The organism is Mycobacterium sp. NGS33 (genome assembly GCF_059812885.1).
Map to the genome: position 1 here is coordinate 283133 of NZ_JCALDN010000001.1, position 16401 is coordinate 299533.

The following is a 16401-nucleotide window of genomic DNA, read 5'->3' on the forward strand; positions in this document are numbered from 1 at the left end:
TTAGCGCCCGGGTGTGGCCTTTCCCAGCGCCGACAGCACCGCCGTCGTCGACGCTCGGCTGCCCACGGTGATCCGCGCGCCACCGTCGGCGTAATACCGCACCCGGGGGCCGCTGTCGCCGAAAACCTCACGCCACGGCCGACACTGCCCACCGCGGCAGGGCAGATACATGAAATTCGCATGCGCGTCGGTGGTGTCGATCCCCATCGCGCTCAGGCGCTTCCGCAGATGGCGGCGTTCGGCGGTGATCAACCGGATGCGGCGCAGCAGTTCGTCTTCCGCGTGATAGGACGCCGCCACCGCAAGCAAACTGGTGATCGCGATGCCGAACGGCAACTGCTGGGACCACAGCATCCGGGCCAGCTCGGCCGACGCCACCGCGTAACCGATCCGCAGCCCCGCCAGGCCGTAGGCCTTGGAGAAGGTCCGCACCACCACCACGTTGGGAAAGCGCGCGACCAACGCCGCCACGTCGAAACGGTGCTCGGCCGCGGTGAACTCGATATAGGCCTCGTCGAGCAGCACGACGGTGTCGCGCGGCACCCGGCGGAGAAACCGGAACACGGCGGCCGTGGGCTCGATGGTGCCAGTCGGGTTGTGCGGCCGGCACACCACCACCACCCGCGCCTGCCCGGCCGCGTCGGCCAGCGCGCCGAGGTCGTTGTGGCCGCGCTCGTCGAGCGGGACGAGCGACGGATTCAGCCGCGCCATCTGCGCGACGATCGGATAGCCGTCGAACGTCGGCGAGGACATCGCCATCGTGTCACCTGGCGACGTCAGCGCACGCAACGCCTGCAACACGACACCCGTCGCCCCCGCACCCAGCACCACCCGGTCCGCGGACACACCGATGTGGGCGGCGATCACGTCGCGCAACCGTTCCGGCAGGAACTCCGGATACCGGTTCGCCGCGCCAACGGACCGGATCAGCGCCGAACGGACCGCCGGCAGCGGGGGAAACGGATTCTCGTTGAGCGACAGGGCAAACGGATCCACCGCGCTGGGCAGCGCTTCGCAGATCCCGCCGTCCATCAGGCCCGGGACGCGGTGCATCAGCCCCGCCCACCCCAGCGCACCGCGGCGGCGGCGGCGAAGTCGCCGGCATGCGCGAAGGCCGCCATCAGCACCACGTCCCCGGCCGCGAGCCGACCGTCGGATATGGCGCGGTCCAGATTGATCGGGATGCCGGCGCCGAACAGGTTGCCGCACTCATCGAAGGTGTCGAGGTGTCTCGACTGCGGCACCTCGAGCGCGTCGCGCCAGTTGCGCAGAAACGCCCGGTTCGGCTGGTTGGTGACCAGCAGGTCGATGTTCTTGGCGGCCAACCCGATTCGATCGCACACCGCCAGCGCCACCTCGGGGACCTGCCGGTTGCCGCGGGCCAGCACCTTGGTGATCTTGCTTTCGGTGAAGCCGATGCTGCCCTCGCCGGGCCCGGCCTGCCACCACTTGCGGGGCGGGTCGTAGGAGAGCGTCATCTCGCCCGCGTACTCGCCGTAGTTGCGGCACTCGATATCCAAGATGGGCGATTGGTCGCCCACCGTGACCAGTCCCACCGCGGCCCCGTCGCCGGGCACCGCGGACTGCGCCTTGCGCCGGATCGTGGGCTGGTCGAAGAATTGACCGGCCGCGTTCTGCGCGATCGCAATCAGCGCGGTGTGCCCTTCGCCCGCGGCCAGCAGTTTGCGGGCGACGTTGAGCGCCAAGACAAATGCGCCGCAGCCGCCGTTGTTCAGGTCGAGCACCCACGACGGTCGCATGCCCAGCCGGTGCGCGATGCCACCGCCTTGGCCGTAGAACGCCATGTCGGGCACCTGGGTGTGGGTGATCAGCACGTCGGCGCCTTCGATGACGTCGTGACCATGCCGCTCGATCAGGCCCTGGGTCGCACGTTCGATCATGTCGATGGAACTCTCGTCCGCGCCGACGTGATGGCGGAACTTGGGCGCGCGGAACATCACGTTCTCACGCAGGTCGTCGGATTCGGCGAACCGCGCATAGTAGTCGGCGGGGATCCGCTCGCCCGGCAGGTACGTGGAGACATCGATCAGGCTGACGCTCATGGTGTCACCTCATCCATACCGGCGTCACCGGCAGCCCGTTGCGGTGGCGGTACTCGGCGATCGCCTTGAGGTTGCGCAGCTCCAGGTAATGCCCGGCGCCGAACATGTCCCAGAAGTCGCCGACCCACACCGGGCGCTGGGCGGGCGCGGTCTCCGGATAGGGGTTGTGGTCGTAGAACGGGTGGTGGCAATTCGTCCACAGCACAACCGATCCCGGTTTATCGAGGACCACCGCCGCGTCGACGACGCGCATCAGATAGATCATCCACAGGTGCTTGCCCTGATCCCAGGCGCAGTGGTAGTCCACGGTCCGGGCCTGCGCGTTGGCGACCGTGCGGGTGTAGATCTCGGTCTCCGAGCCGAGCCGATCGTGGGCCAGCCACAGCCCGGGCTCGTCGGTGGGCGTGAATCCGCGCAGGCTGTAGGTCCACTCCTCCAGGCTGCGGGTGTCGGCCATGTACTCATACAACTCGTCGGGTGGACAGTCGACGTAATCGTTGACGGTGCAGTACTGCCCGAAGACCTGATCGTGCGGGTATACCGACCGCATCATGTCCATGATGATGGGCGTGGCCTTCTCCCTGGGACTGGTTTCGATGCGGGTGACCCCGTCGATCAGGTCGGGGATGTCCTCAAGCGCTGGCAGCGACATTGGTCTGGTTCTCCTTAGCAAGCGAAATATGGTTCGCGACAGCACCTTTGATGGGTGCCGCCGCGAGAAACGGCGCAAAAGGCGGGATCTCGTCAGCGTTGCACTCGACACTGACCACCGCCGGACCGTCGATGCCGAGGGCGGCGCCCATGGCCGCCGCGAACCCATCGACGTCGTTGACGTCCACCGACGTCAAGCCCGGGAACATCGCCGCCAGCCCTGCGCCCAGCCGGCTGGGGCGAAAACGGTTGTAGCTGTACAGGTTGTCATAGAACAACTGCTCGCGGGTCACACACATCGCGTGCGCGTTGTTGTTGAACAGGACGAACGTCACCGGTAGCCGATACTGCACCGCGGTGTGCACCTCCATGCCGTGCATGAAGAACGCGCCGTCCCCGGCGATCACGACGGTGCGGCCGCCGGGCCGGCCACTGCTGGCACGCCCGAAAGTCATTCCGATCCCCGCCCCGAAGCTGTAGCCCATCCCGCCCATCCCGAGCGCGACGGCAAACCTGCCGCCGCGGCGCGCCGGCAGGTAGTGGATGGCGGCGGCGCCGGTGTTGCCGGCGTCGACCACGATGTCGGCCCCGTCGGGCAGGACGCCGTCCAGCACGGCCATGGCGTCGCGGTACCGCACGCCCGGCCCGGCGAAGGGCGGCGGCGCCAGCTCGGTGGGCCGCAGCGCGCCCGGCACCCGCACCTTCGCGGGCCGTCCCGGACCCGAGAGCGCCAGGGTCAGCATGCGCAGCGAGCCGCGCAGGTCGTCGGTGTGCACGTGCGGGCATGCGACATACGGCGGCGCAGACCCGAGCGACACCGTCGGCACCGCCGCCAGAGCGTCGTCCAACCCGGTGCGCGCGGTGACCGCCAGGCGCGTGCCCACGATCAGGCATACGGCGCTGCTGGCCACCGCTTCAGCCACACCCGGGTGGCCCATGACGCCCGTCACCCCGAGCGCGGACGACGATCCGAGGCCGGGTGTGCCGGCGACGTCTTTGGCGTCGGGCACGGTGGCCACCCGCGCGCGCAACACCGCGCGCAGGGCTTCGAGTTCGACGCGGGCGTCGTCGCGGGCGACCTGCTCCCCGACGATGATGGTCACCGGGCCGCTGGCGTCGCGCAGCATTTCGGCGATCGAGTCCGGATTGCCGATGGGGCGCTGACCCTCGACCGGCCTGCCGCCCTGGCCGCACTCCAGGGTTGCTTGCTGAATGTCCTTGGGCAGCAACAGGACCGCGGGGCCGCCGGTGCGTGCCGCGGCGATCGCGCGAGGCAGCGACGCGACGATGTCGGCGGGTGTCCGCAGCCGCTGACAGAACAGCGACACCGCCGAGAACAGCGCCTCGGCGTTCAGCGATCCGTTTGCGCCGCTGGTGTCCTGGAAGCTGCCCTGGCCGTCCATGGCGGTGGCGGGCTGACCGACCAACGCCAGCACCGGCACCCGGCTGGCGAGCGACTCGCCCAGCCCGGCGACCAGGTTCAGCGCTCCCCCGCCCGAGGTCGCGGCCACCACACCCAGGCCGGCCCCGCCGCGGCTGTACCCGTCGGCCATGGTGGCCGCGGAGAACTCGTGCTTGGCCAGGACGGCGTCGATGCCGGGCCGGAAGTGGGCGGCGTCGTACACGTCCTCGATGTTGGCGCCGTCCACACCGAAGAGGTGGTCGACTCCGATTGCCGCGAGGTGCCCGACGATGTGGTCGGCCACCCGGTACCTGCCGAGCATGCGCTGACGTTCTCCTGACGCCGCAAAGGGCCGTGATATTTGCCCTTTTGCGAAGAAACGAGGTAGATGCCCGGCTGGTTCATTGCCGCCATGAACCGTTCGCCGGTCGCCATCGTGGTGTTGAGATGACCATCGAACTGCGCAACGTGGTGCGCGAGTACCGGGTCGGCGGTCACACGGTGCGGGCACTCGACGAGGTCAGCCTGCGGCTCGCGGACGGGCAGTTCGTGTCGATCGTCGGGCCCTCGGGCGCCGGGAAAAGCACGCTGCTGCATCTGCTCGGGGCGCTGGATTCCCCCGATTCCGGGTCGATCACGTTCGACGGCGAAGAGATCGGGCGACTCGGCGACGAGCAACAGTCGCGGTTCCGCCACCACCGGGTGGGCTTCATCTTTCAGTTCTTCAACCTGCTGCCGACGCTGTCGGCGTGGGAGAACGTGGCCATTCCCAAACTGCTCGACGGTGTCCGGCTCGGCAGCGCCAAGCCGGAGGCGATCCGGTTGCTCGAGCGCGTCGGGCTCGGCGACCGGACCCGGCACCGGCCCGCCGAGCTGTCCGGCGGCCAGATGCAGCGGGTCGCGGTCGCGCGCGCGTTGATGATGAATCCCCCGCTGATTCTCGCCGACGAGCCGACGGGCAACCTGGACTCGGCGACGGGAGCGTCCATTTTGGCGCTGCTGGCCGAGGTGGCGCACGAGGACGCTCGCGACCGGCTGGTGGTGATGGTGACCCACAACGCCGACGCGGCCGCGGCCACCGACCGGGTGATCACCCTGCAGGACGGCCGGGTCGGTTCGGACGTGATGGCGGTCGCCGGGTGAAACCCGGATCCGCCATCACCGCCACGGCGAGCAGGCTGCGGGTATTCAGCCTGCGCGAGCTCACCGTGCACAGGCGCCGCACGGTCGCATCGATCGCCGTAATGGCCGTGTCTGCAATGTATTTGGTGGCGGTATTCGGCATCTTCGGGTCGATCACCGGGTCGGTCAGCCGGCTGTCCGACGGGATCGCGGGCGTTGCGGCGCTCGAGGTGTCCGGCATTACCGACGCCGGATTCCCCGACAAGATCGCAGCCGAGGTGGCCGCCGTCCCGGGCGTGGCCACCGCGGCGCCGATGATTCGGGCGTCGGCGACCACGCCGTCGGGCCTCGTGCTGCTGCTGGGCGCGGATGCAAGGACCGCCGCCCTGGGCGGCGCGCTCAAGGACGCGGTCTCCCGGCCCGTGCAGGCGCTGTCCTCGACGCCGTCCGGCGTTCAGGTCGGGCCCGGCGTCGGCTATGCGAAAGGTCAGGAATTCCAACTGGGTTCGGCGTCGGTCACGGTCACCGACGTGCTCGCGGGCAAGCAGTACGCGAACCTCAACGGCGGGCACTACGTGCTGGCCCCACTTGCCTTGGCGCAGAACGCCACCGGCCGCACCGGTCAACTCGACTCGATACTGATCACCACCACCCCCGGCGCCGACCTCGGAGCCGTTCGCGCCGCGGTCACCGGCGCGGTGAACGGTCGCGCGATCGTGGCGGCCCCCAGCTTCCGGGCGGCCCGGGCCGGTGACGGGGTCAGGCTGATGAACTACATGGCCCTGCTGGGCGCCGCGGTCGCGTTGGTGGTCGGCGCGTTTTTGATCTACACCACGATGACGATGGCGATCACCCAGCGACGGCCCGTCATCTCGATGCTGCGGGCCATCGGCGGTCGGCGCGTCGCCATTGTCGGCGACATGCTCGCCGAGGCCGCGATTCTCGGGCTGATCGGCGGGGCCATCGGGTCCGCGATGGGAATCATGGCGGGCCGCATAGCGATTCGCCGACTGCCCCCCGCGATGACCCAAGGGCTCGAAGCCCGCGTCGAATACTGGTTGCCCGGTTATGCGCTGCCGCTGGCGCTGGCCGTGACCGTGCTCACCAGCGTGGCGGCCTCGACGATGGCGGCCCGTCAGGTGTACAAGGTTTCGCCCATCGAGGCGCTGGCGCCGGTCGGGGCTTCGGCGGCCGACGTCGTGCCCCGGTGGTTGCGCATCGGCTGTGGGGTCGGTGCCGTTGCGGTGATCGCGGCGGCGACGGTGCTCGTCACCGGTCAGCGCGGCAGCTACGCCGTCGTCGCGATGGCCGCCTTGTTGGGCGCGCAGATCGCCCTGGGATTCGCGCTCACCAGGCCCATCGTCAACGCGGCGGCGGCCACGGCGCGCACGTTCGGATCGTTCGGGGCACTCGCGGCGGCGACGATTCAGCGGGCGCCGCGGCGCGTGTGGGCGACGGTGATGACCGTGCTCATCGGGGTGCTCACCACCGTCGTGATCACCGGTACGAACGCCGACATGATCCGATCCGCCCGGGCCATCTTCTCGCCGGTCGCCGACACCGACGTCTGGGTGAGCGCCGACCCCCCGGACAGTTACCCCACCGACGCGCTGCCACAAGGCCTTTCGGGCAAGATCACCGCCCTCCCGGGCGTGGCACGAGTGACCGAGGGCGCGTTCGGTTTCGCCGTCGTCGGCGGCACCCGGGTGCTGCTCGACGGGTTCTCCACCGGCAGTCACGATGCGCTGTTCCGCGCGCTCGATGAACGAGTGCGTTCCGAGGTGCTCGGTGGCCGGGGCGTGGTGCTCACGCAGAATCTGGGCGCGATCCTGCACGCCCGGGCCGGTGACCAGTTGCGGCTGCAGACGCCGCACGGCCCACGGGAGACGACCGTGCTGGCCCTGGTGCCGTTCTTCTCGACGGTCATCGGCACGGTCGGGATCGACCTGGATCACCTGCGGGCGTGGTTCGATCGCCCGGCGGCAACGACGCTGCAGGTCGACGCGGCGCCCGGCGTGAGCCGGCAGCGCTTGCTGGCCGGCGTTCGCGCGGCGGTGCCGGCGCCGGACCACGTGTACGACGGTGCCGCGGCGTTGGCGGGGCTGCAGGCCCCGCTGCACCAGAGCATGTTCATCGCCAACGCGGTGTGGATCATCGTCGTGGCGGTGGCCGCGGTCGCCCTGCTCAACACGTTGACGCTGTCGGTGATCGAACGCCGCCGCGAAATCGGCGTGCTGCGGGCGATGGGCTCGAGCCGGCGGTTCACCCTGCGGATGGTGCTGGCCGAGGCGGCCGGAATCGGGATTGTGGGCGGCGTTTTGGGGCTTGCGCTCGGATTGACCGACCAGTGGCTATTCAGCCGCATCAGCGGGGACATCATGAATTTCGCCGTCGGCTTTCGGCTGAGCCCGCTCGCGCTCGCCTTCACCCTCGGGGCGCTGACGATCAGCCTGCTCGGCTCGGTGCCGCCGGCGCGCCGCGCGGCGCGCCTGTCCATCATCGAGGCGGTCACCGTCGAGTGAGGACGGCGAATCCCTGCAGATGGGGTTTGCACGGGAAGGGCACCGGCGTTCGCGGAATGCTGCGCAGCGCGGTGGTGTCGAACCCGGCCGCGGCAATCGCGTCGAGGGTTCGCCGGTTCGGCTCGCAGCCGCCGGCCAGCCACGACCAGGGCCTGGCGATCAGGTCTTGGAACCGGCCCGTCGCGCCGTCCCCGCGCACGTGCTCGAGGACCACCAGCCTGCCCCCGGGGACCAGGACCCGCCGGATCTCGCGGAGGGTGGCCGCCACATCGTCGACCGAGCACAACACCAGCCCGATGTGTACGGAATCGAAAGAGTTGTCCGGGAAGGGAATTGACTCACCCACCCCCTCGACGATGTCGACGGCGATGCCACAGCGTTCGGCGAGCCGGCGCGCCATCCGCCGAAACGGCGCGCCGGGTTCCACGGCGGCGACCGACGTCACCGCCGTGGGCAGAAACCTCAGGTCGTTTCCCGGCCCCAGGCCGAGCATCAACAGCCGGCCGGTCGCGTTGCTCAGGGCGGCCCGCCGGTACCGGTGGTAGAACAACCGGTCGAAAACCGGCTGGCCGAATCGATAGACATACGGGAACAGGCATTGCCGAAGCGTCATCGGCCGCCCAGATCCATTCGGAACGGCGGATATTCGTCGCGCATCAACGACACGTACACCGCCACCCGATAGCGCCAGCGCACGATGCCCATCAGCAGATCGAAGATGCCCTGCGGGATAGTTCCGGTGCACAACAACGTCACCGCGCCGATGACGCAGAGCACCTGTAGCGGCGCCTCCATCGACCAGCACAGCAGAACCTGAGGGATCGCCAGCAGCCACTTCACCAGCACCGCCCACTTTTTCAGGCGTGCCGGATAGTCGACCGCAAGATCACCCGGGTAGTCGGGCCGGGCCGCGAGCGTGAACGGCGGGTACCTGTCGGTGCTGTTCATCGGGAACCGGTAGTTCATCACGCGCCACGACCAGCGCAACACCCCGACGTTGAAGTCGAAGAGCGGCCGCGGATACCGCCCGGTGCACAGGATGACCACGCCCGCGGCGACGGTCGAGAACGGATACACCAGGTAGAGCAGAATCAGGATGGGGTAGTGCGGCAGGGCCAGCACACACCACTTGAACAACCAAAGCCAGCGCGAGGGCGCATCGAAATCGCCCCGCACCCTTACGGATTCGGCCTTTTCCGTCACGGGCTTGACGGGATCTTCGCCATTACCCCCAAGTTTCGGCTGATGTGAGCGGACATCCGGCGATGACTCGTGCAGCGCAGAAACGTCGTCAGCGCCGAGGTCTGTAGCCGGTCCGAGATCAGTGCGGCCGGCCTGAGCACGCGCTCACCGTGCGACACCGGCAGCGACGCCGCCCACGACACGGCCATGACCCTGCGCCGCCGGGTCTTCTCGTAGCACCGCAGGGCGCGCGAAACATCGTCGCCGCGAAGATTTGTCGCACCTCGGAGGTCCGACAGCGCCTTGCACAGCACCATGGTGTCGAGCAACGCCTGGTTGGTGCCCTGCGCCAGGGTGGGCGGCATCGTGTGCGCGGCGTCGCCGAGGAGCGTCACCGGGCCCTGACCCGCGTGCGGAATCGGATGCCGGAAATGCGGGAAGGGCGAGCGGGCCAGATCGTCGTCGGTCAGGGTGGCGAGCACCCGATCGACCGAGTCGGACCATCCCGAGAAGTGCGACCGCATCATCTCGATCGGACGCTGCGGCCTGACGAAGTCGGACGACCAGGGCAGGTCGAACCACCACTGCACGTCGGAGCCGCCGGCCGGCCACAGGCCGAGGTTCCCGCGCCCGCCGATGATCATCAGTGCGGCATCGGAATCCGCGATCTCCGGCAGCGTGGCCAGACCCTGCCAACTGCACCAGCCGGTGGGCGTTGCGCCTCGTGCGCCAACATGTTCGCGCACCAGCGAGTGCAGACCGTCGGCACCGATCAGCACGTCCCCCTCGGCGACCGTGCCGTCGTCGAACTCGACGCTGACCCCGTCCACCGTCGTCGCCAACCCGATCGCGCGGGAGTCACACCGGATGCGCTCGACCGGAAACCCCTCGAGGAGCCGATCCAGCAGGACGCGACGCGGAACCATCCGGATGGGCGCACCCAGTCGCCGCACCATCGCGGTCACGTCGAGGGTGCCGACCCTGCGACCCGCGGGCGTCACCGCCCGCACGGTGGCCAGTGGCCGGCCGGCACCGTCCATGTCGACGCCCAGCTGACGCAGGACCGTCTCGCCGTGGGACCAGATCGTCACCGCACCGCCGGCCGCGCGCACATCGGGCCGCTGCTCGAAGACGGTGACGGCATGTCCGTCGCGCAGCAAGCCCCGAGCGACGGAGATGCCGGCGACACCGGCGCCCACCACGAGCACCCGGAGCGAACGCGCGGCGCCGAACACGCGATCCCCTATAGCGAGCGTTGCAGGAGCACTTGGCCGCTGTCGGCGGCAACCACCTGCACGGCGGCGATCTGGTCGACCGGGGTCGAGATGGCGCCCGCCGGTGACGCGGTGTGGCCGGGCACGGCCACCCATGTCGCCAACCGCGTGTGGCTGCCGTCGCGACCCACCACGACCATGGCGAGCGTGTCGTGGTGCGCGTTGAGCGGTGCCAGGCACACGCAGCGCAGGTTGATGGACGTCCCCCAGTGCTGGCTGCTGACCGCGACCGTCGACGTGAGCAGGGTGGTGCCCACCTGAGCCATCGGCTCCGACGAAGCGGTCACCTGCTGGGACGGAGTCGACGACCACCCCTCGAGACCGACGAACACCCCGATGGCCAGCACCGCGGCCGCCGCCGCCGACGCCACCCAGGTCACCACCCGGGTGCGGCGCCGCCGCCAACGAACCGTCGCCAGCAGGGACGGCAGCAACTGTGGAGACATCTCCGGGGCCGGACCGGATTCGTCGATCGCGGCCACCTCGGCACGGTCAAGCTGTGACAGCAGGGCCGGCACGCCACTGAGATCGGCGACGGCCTCCCGGCAAGCCGGGCAGCGCGCCATATGCGTCTCGAATTCGCGGCGTTCCGCGGCCGACAACGATCCCAACACGTATGCGGCATCCCACATCGCGTAGCGGTCTTCGGGAGGGCCGACATCCTGCACCGGCGTCCTCATTTCATCCATCTCCGTCACCCCTCAAGCATTCGGAGCCCCTCATCGGGTAACTCCAAGTTCCTGCAGAGTGAGTCGCAACGCCCGCACGGCATAGTGTAGTCGCGACTTCACTGTTCCCTCGGCGATGCCGAGGTCCGCAGCGATCTGCGTGGTGGTCCATCCGCGGTAGTAGGACCGTTCGATCACTGCTCGGTGCTCGGCGGACAACTGGGCCATCCCGTCCGCTATCAGCAACCGGTCCAGCGCCGCATTGACCTCATCCGGCGTGGACTGTTCGGGCGCACCCGATACGTCTGTGGAACCGACGACGTTGCGAAACCGCGCGCTGCGCCGGTCGTCGATGATCATGTTGCGGGCCACCGTGAACAACCAGGCCCGCGCCGAGCGCTCGGTGTCCCCGACGACCTCGGGGTGCTGCCATGCCCGCAGCAGCGTCTCCTGGACCACATCCTCGGACTGGCTCGCGTCCCCCGTCAGCCGCAGCGCATAGCGCCACAGAACTGCGGCGTGTTCGTCATAGAGCGCCTTCATCAGGGCGGCCTCGGCAGCCCCGGAAGCGCGCCACGTGCCAGCCACACGAGCCACTCGATCACCTCCTGCCGGGGAAACGAGCGGAGCAGGGGCTCGGTTCAATGGCCCCGACCCGCCACGCCCGGCTTCGCCGCGCTGGCGATCGCGGCTAGTTCATGCGAGGGTCAGGATGCGCGGCCCCGCGTCGGTCACCGCGACGGTGTGTTCCCAGTGTGCCGCGCGCGACCCGTCGGTGGTGGTAACCGTCCACTGGTCGTCGAGCACCACCGTCTTGCCGGTCCCCAGCGTCAGCATCGGTTCGATGGCCAGCACCGACCCGGCCGCCAGCACCGGGCCCCGGCCGGGCGAACCCTCGTTGGGCAGAAACGGGTCCATGTGCATCTGCCGGCCGATCCCATGGCCGCCGTAGCCCTCGACGATCCCGAAGGCGCGCGAATACCGGGCCTCGGCGTCGCGCGTGCCCATCTCGATGGCGTGCGAGACGTCGGTCAGCCGGTTACCGGGGACCATCGCCGCGATCCCGGCCTCCAGCGATTCCCTGGTCGCCTGAGACAGCGCTTCGTCGGCGGCGTCCAGCGTCCCGACGCCGAAGGTGATCGCGGCGTCCCCGTGCCAGCCGTCGAGCACCGCGCCGCAGTCGATGGACACCAGGTCACCGGACGCCAGGATCTCGGCGGCCGACGGTATGCCGTGGACGACCCGCTCGTTGACCGAGGAGCAGATCGACGCGGGATAGCCGTGATAACCCAGGAACGACGGCACTGCGCCGGCGTCCCTGATCACCGATTCGGCGATCTCGTCCAGGCTCAGCGTGGAGACCCCGGCAACCGCTGCCGCCCGCACCGCCTGCAGCGCCGCCGCGACCACCGCGCCGGCCGCGGCCATGGCGTCGAGCTCACCGGCGCTGCGCTGCGGCACCACCTTGCGGCTGCGCAGCCGCGCCAGCGGGTTCATCCCTACTTGCCCAGCGCCTGCAGCGCGCGGGCGAACACTTCGTCCTGGGTGCCGACGGCGTCGACCGTCTTGAGCTCGTCGCTGTAGTACTCCAGCAGCGGTGCGGTCTCGTCGCGGTAGACCTTCATCCGGTTCAGGATGATGTCGTCGGTGTCGTCGGCCCGGCCACGCGCCTTGAGCCGTTCCAGCAACTCCTCCTGCGAGACCCGGAATTCCAGCACCGCGTCGATGTCGGTGCCCCGCCGCCCCAGCATGTCGTGCAGCGCTTTGGCCTGCTCGGTCGACCGCGGGAAGCCGTCCAGGATGAACCCTTTGGCCGCGTCGGGATCGCTCAGGCGGTCGTCGACGAGCTGGTTGGTCAACTCGGAGGGCACCAGGTCACCGGCGTCCAGGTAGCGCTTGGCCTCCAGGCCCAGTTTGGTTCCGTTCTCGATGTTGCTGCGGAACAGCTCACCGGTGGAGATGTGCGGGATTCCCAGCTTTTCGGAGAGCTTCTGGGCCTGCGTTCCCTTGCCCGCCCCCGGCGGTCCGAGCAAAACCACTCTCACTTGAGGAACCCTTCATAGTTGCGCTGCATGAGCTGACTCTCGATCTGCTTGACCGTATCCAAGCCCACGCCGATCATGATCAACACCGCGGTACCGCCGAACGGCAGATTCTGAACCGCTCCGCCGTTGCCGATCTGCAAGAACAAGTTGGGCAACACCGAGATTGCGCCGAGGTAGATCGAACCCGGCAGGGTGATGCGGCTCAGCACGAAACGCAAGTAATCGGCGGTCGGCTTGCCCGGCCGGATGCCGGGGATGAACCCGCCGAACTTCTTCATCTCGTCGGCACGCTCGTCGGGATTGAAGGTGATCGACACGTAGAAGTACGTGAAGAAGATGATGAGGCCGAAGTAGATGCCGATGTACACCGGGTCGCTGGGGTCGGACAGGTAGCTGCCGACGAACTTGTCCCACCAGCTGTTGCCCACACCGCCGCTGCCGCTGCGGATCAGCTGGGTGATCAGGTGCGGGATGTAGATCAGCGAGGACGCGAAGATCACCGGGATAACGCCGGCCTGGTTGACCTTGAGCGGCAAATATGTCGAGGTTCCGCCGTACATGCGCCGGCCGACCATGCGCTTGGCGTACTGGACCGGGATCCGGCGCTGCCCCTGCTCGACGAACACGACGCCGACGATGATGACCAGCGCAGCGACCAGGACGGCGGCGAAGATCATCCCGCCGCGGCTGTCCAGGATCGTCTTGCCCTCGGCGGGGATACGTGCCGCGATGCCGACGAAGATCAGCAGCGACATGCCGTTGCCGATGCCGCGCTCGGTGATCAGCTCACCCATCCACATGACCAGCGCCGCGCCGCTGGTCATCACGAGCACGATCACGACCAGCGTGAAGATGCTCTGGTCGGCGATGATGTCCAGCGAGCAGCCCTGCAGCAGCCCGCCGTTGGCGGCCAGGGCCACGATGCTGGTGGCCTGCAGGATGGCCAGCGCAATGGCCAGGTAACGCGTGTACTGCGTCATCTTGGCCTGGCCGGATTGGCCTTCCTTGCGCAGTTCCTCGAACCGCGGGATGACCACCGTGAGCAGCTGCACGATGATGCTGGCCGTGATGTAGGGCATCACCCCCACCGCGAACACGGTGAGTTTGAGCAGGGCACCACCGGAGAACAGGTTGATCAGCGAGTAGATCTGTCCGGCCGCGCCACCGCTGGCCTCTTTGATGCACTGCTGGACGTTCGGATAGTTGACGCCAGGGGACGGTAATGCGGCGCCGACCCGATACAAGACGACGATGCCAAGCGTGAAGAGGATCTTCCGTCTCAGGTCGACTGTCCGCAGCGATGAGATGAAAGCGGAAAGCAACTCTTCCTCCTGCGCAGCCGGGGGTTTCCTGCATCACGCGCCCAACACCCGCAGGCCAGGACGTACGGCCGACTAATCTACAGCGCGTCAAACCGTGTACGAGACTAACAGCTGGTACGGGCAGGTCTGGTCAGGGCCTTTACTGCGCCCCCCTGAACGACCGCTCGCGACGCGGTTAACCGGGCGTTTGCGCCGCCGCCGCCACGCGGGAGAAAAACACAGGAAGCCGTAAGCCGTGAGGCGTAGAGTTCCCCTGACTCGTTGCATTTGCTAAATAACTTGGGAGCAGCATGACACGCACTGACCAAGACAGCTGGGACTTGGCCTCGAGCGTCGGTGCCACGGCCACCATGGTCGCCGCGGCCCGCGCACTGGCCAGCGAGGGTTCCAATCCGATCATCAACGACCCCTTCGCCGCGCCCCTGGTGCGCGCGGTCGGGCTGGATTTCTTCCGGCGCCTGGTCGACGGCGAGCTCACCGCGTCCGAGGGCGACGAGGGCAAGGACCTCGGGCTCGAGACCGACTCGATCGCCGTGCGCACCCGCTTCTTCGACGACTTCTTCCTCGACGCCGCCCGCGACGGGGTCCGCCAGGCGGTGATCCTGGCCGCCGGCCTCGACTCCCGCGCCTACCGGTTGAGCTGGCCGTCCGGGAGCGTGGTCTACGAGGTCGATCAGCCTGCCGTCGTGCAGTTCAAGAGCACGACGATGGCCGAGCTGGGTGCCAGTCCGGCCGCGGAGCGGCGCACGGTCAGCATCGATCTGCGCGAGGACTGGCCGGCCGCGTTGCGCGACAACGGCTTTGACGTGACACAGCCGACGTCGTGGAGCGCCGAGGGACTGCTGATGTACCTGCCGCCCGACGCCCAGGACCGGCTCTTCGACAACATCACCGAGCTCAGCGCCCCCGGCAGCAGGCTGGCCACCGAATATCACCCGGACACCGCAGGCACGACGATGTCGCAACGCGCCCAAGAGTTCAACGACCGCTGGGCCAAGGTCGGCTGCGACATCGACCTGTCGGGACTGTTCTTCGACGGCGAGCGCAGCAACGTCGTCGACTACCTCGCCGGTAAGGGCTGGGAGGTGGCCGCCCGGCCGCGCCGCGAGCTGTTCGGCGACTACGGACTGAAATTCCGCGACGACGAGGCGATGGCGCAGTTCCGCAACATCGTCGCCGTGACCGCCACCCTGCGCTAGCGATGGCCGAGACCGACAGCAAGCGATCAGACGGCGACAGTTGGGATCTCGCGTCCAGCGTGGGCGCCACGGCCACCTGGGTCGCCGCTTGCCGGGCGTTGGCCGGTCGGCGGGCCGACGCGCTGATCGACGATCCGTTCGCCGACCCGCTGGTCCGCGCGGTGGGTGCGGAGTTCTTCATCCGGGTGCTCGACGGTGACATCACCGACGAGACCGGCGGTATCGACGCCGACGCCGACCTGGAGGCCGAATTCAACCTGGAACGCATGGTCAACATGATGGCCGTGCGCACCCGCCACTTCGACGACTTCTTCACCGACGCAACGGCTTCCGGCATCCGCCAGGCCGTCATCCTGGCTTCCGGCCTGGATTCCCGCCCGTACCGCCTGGCCTGGCCGGCGGGCACCGTCGTCTACGAAGTCGACCAGCCCGCCGTCATCGAGTTCAAGTCCACGACGCTGGCCGCATTGGGCGTCCGGCCCACCGCGGAACGGCGCACCGTGTCGGCCGACCTGCGCGAGGACTGGCTGAGCGCGTTGCGGGACAAGGGTTTCGACGAGTCACGGCCGAGCGCCTGGAGCGCCGAGGGGTTGTTGATGTATCTGCCGCCCCACGCGCAGGACAGCCTGTTCGACGCCATCACCACGCTCAGCGCGCCGGGCAGCCGGCTGGCGACCGAATACCACGACGGCGGCACAGGGGACCTGCTGGAAAGGCGCGCGAAGGCGATGGCCAGGCGCTGGGGGCAATACGGCTTCGACGTCGACGTGTCGACGCTGGTCTACCGCGGCGAGCGGACCCCCGCGGCACAGTATCTGAGCGACCTCGGCTGGCGGGTGTCGACGCGCACCCGCGCCGACATGTTCGCCGAGGCCGGCCTGCCCGTCGCACCGGGCGACAGCCTGGAGTCGCTGCAGCACAGCATCGCGGTCGACGCCGTCCTGCCCTGAC

16 protein-coding genes are annotated in these 16401 nt (G+C 68.7%); 4 read left to right on the top strand and 12 right to left on the bottom strand.

Going from position 1 to position 16401, the window contains the following annotated elements:
• The 4 genes from AC5Y5B_RS01060 to AC5Y5B_RS01075 are packed head-to-tail and all read right to left on the bottom strand — an operon-like array spanning position 1 to position 4438.
• Entirely contained in the window at positions 1-1053 is a 1053-nt protein-coding gene (locus AC5Y5B_RS01060; RefSeq protein WP_112632652.1) for a pyridoxal phosphate-dependent aminotransferase, read from the bottom strand.
• Entirely contained in the window at positions 1053-2063 is a 1011-nt protein-coding gene (locus AC5Y5B_RS01065) for a 3-oxoacyl-ACP synthase III family protein (RefSeq protein WP_112632653.1), read from the bottom strand. Before AC5Y5B_RS01065 ends, AC5Y5B_RS01060 begins: the two co-directional genes overlap by 1 nt.
• Positions 2064-2067: 4 nt before the next feature.
• Positions 2068-2715: an SRPBCC family protein gene (locus AC5Y5B_RS01070; RefSeq protein ID WP_112632654.1), complete on the bottom strand. Its 648-nt coding sequence runs from the start codon at positions 2713-2715 to the stop codon at positions 2068-2070.
• Positions 2696-4438 (bottom strand): thiamine pyrophosphate-binding protein, encoded by a 1743-nt coding sequence (locus tag AC5Y5B_RS01075; protein ID WP_500002821.1) that lies wholly within the window; start codon positions 4436-4438, stop codon positions 2696-2698. The genes AC5Y5B_RS01070 and AC5Y5B_RS01075 overlap by 20 nt, the downstream gene beginning before the upstream one ends.
• Before the next feature lie 125 nt (positions 4439-4563).
• On the opposite strand from AC5Y5B_RS01075, the gene AC5Y5B_RS01080 reads away from it, so the two are divergent.
• Together AC5Y5B_RS01080 and AC5Y5B_RS01085 are read left to right on the top strand one after the other, a co-directional pair.
• Positions 4564-5259 (top strand): ABC transporter ATP-binding protein, encoded by a 696-nt coding sequence (locus tag AC5Y5B_RS01080; protein WP_112632656.1) that lies wholly within the window; start codon positions 4564-4566, stop codon positions 5257-5259.
• On the top strand, positions 5256-7760 hold the full coding sequence (locus AC5Y5B_RS01085; protein WP_500002823.1) for an ABC transporter permease: 2505 nt from the start codon (positions 5256-5258) through the stop codon (positions 7758-7760). The genes AC5Y5B_RS01080 and AC5Y5B_RS01085 overlap by 4 nt, the downstream gene beginning before the upstream one ends.
• Here the strand turns inward: AC5Y5B_RS01085 and AC5Y5B_RS01090 are convergent.
• From AC5Y5B_RS01090 to secY, 8 genes are all read right to left on the bottom strand, one after another.
• Positions 7747-8373 (bottom strand): class I SAM-dependent methyltransferase, encoded by a 627-nt coding sequence (locus AC5Y5B_RS01090; RefSeq protein ID WP_500002825.1) that lies wholly within the window; start codon positions 8371-8373, stop codon positions 7747-7749. The two genes, AC5Y5B_RS01085 and AC5Y5B_RS01090, sit on opposite strands and share 14 nt — an antisense overlap.
• A complete protein-coding gene (locus AC5Y5B_RS01095) occupies positions 8370-8936 on the bottom strand; it encodes a DUF4389 domain-containing protein (RefSeq protein WP_500003788.1) in 567 nt (188 codons plus the stop codon). The genes AC5Y5B_RS01090 and AC5Y5B_RS01095 overlap by 4 nt, the downstream gene beginning before the upstream one ends.
• Before the next feature lie 23 nt (positions 8937-8959).
• Positions 8960-10177, bottom strand: a complete 1218-nt coding sequence (locus AC5Y5B_RS01100; protein WP_500002827.1) for an FAD-dependent oxidoreductase — start codon at positions 10175-10177, stop codon at positions 8960-8962.
• Between the two features lie 8 nt (positions 10178-10185).
• Positions 10186-10905: an anti-sigma factor family protein gene (locus AC5Y5B_RS01105; protein ID WP_112632660.1), complete on the bottom strand. Its 720-nt coding sequence runs from the start codon at positions 10903-10905 to the stop codon at positions 10186-10188.
• Between the two features lie 30 nt (positions 10906-10935).
• Entirely contained in the window at positions 10936-11481 is a 546-nt protein-coding gene (locus tag AC5Y5B_RS01110; protein ID WP_112632661.1) for a sigma-70 family RNA polymerase sigma factor, read from the bottom strand.
• A gap of 99 nt (positions 11482-11580) precedes the next feature.
• Positions 11581-12381: a type I methionyl aminopeptidase gene (gene map, locus AC5Y5B_RS01115; protein ID WP_112632662.1), complete on the bottom strand. Its 801-nt coding sequence runs from the start codon at positions 12379-12381 to the stop codon at positions 11581-11583.
• A gap of 2 nt (positions 12382-12383) precedes the next feature.
• Positions 12384-12929 carry an adenylate kinase gene (locus AC5Y5B_RS01120; protein WP_112632663.1) on the bottom strand — a complete coding sequence of 182 codons (546 nt, stop codon included), beginning with the start codon at positions 12927-12929 and terminating at the stop codon, positions 12384-12386.
• Complete coding sequence (gene secY, locus AC5Y5B_RS01125; protein ID WP_112632664.1) at positions 12926-14251, bottom strand: preprotein translocase subunit SecY; 1326 nt, start codon at positions 14249-14251, stop codon at positions 12926-12928. The genes AC5Y5B_RS01120 and secY overlap by 4 nt, the downstream gene beginning before the upstream one ends.
• Before the next feature lie 290 nt (positions 14252-14541).
• Here secY and AC5Y5B_RS01130 point away from each other — a divergent pair, with 290 nt between their 5' ends.
• On the top strand, positions 14542-15450 hold the full coding sequence (locus tag AC5Y5B_RS01130; RefSeq protein ID WP_500002842.1) for a class I SAM-dependent methyltransferase: 909 nt from the start codon (positions 14542-14544) through the stop codon (positions 15448-15450).
• A gap of 2 nt (positions 15451-15452) precedes the next feature.
• Positions 15453-16400, top strand: a complete 948-nt coding sequence (locus AC5Y5B_RS01135) for a class I SAM-dependent methyltransferase (protein WP_500002845.1) — start codon at positions 15453-15455, stop codon at positions 16398-16400.
• Position 16401 lies beyond the last annotated feature (1 nt).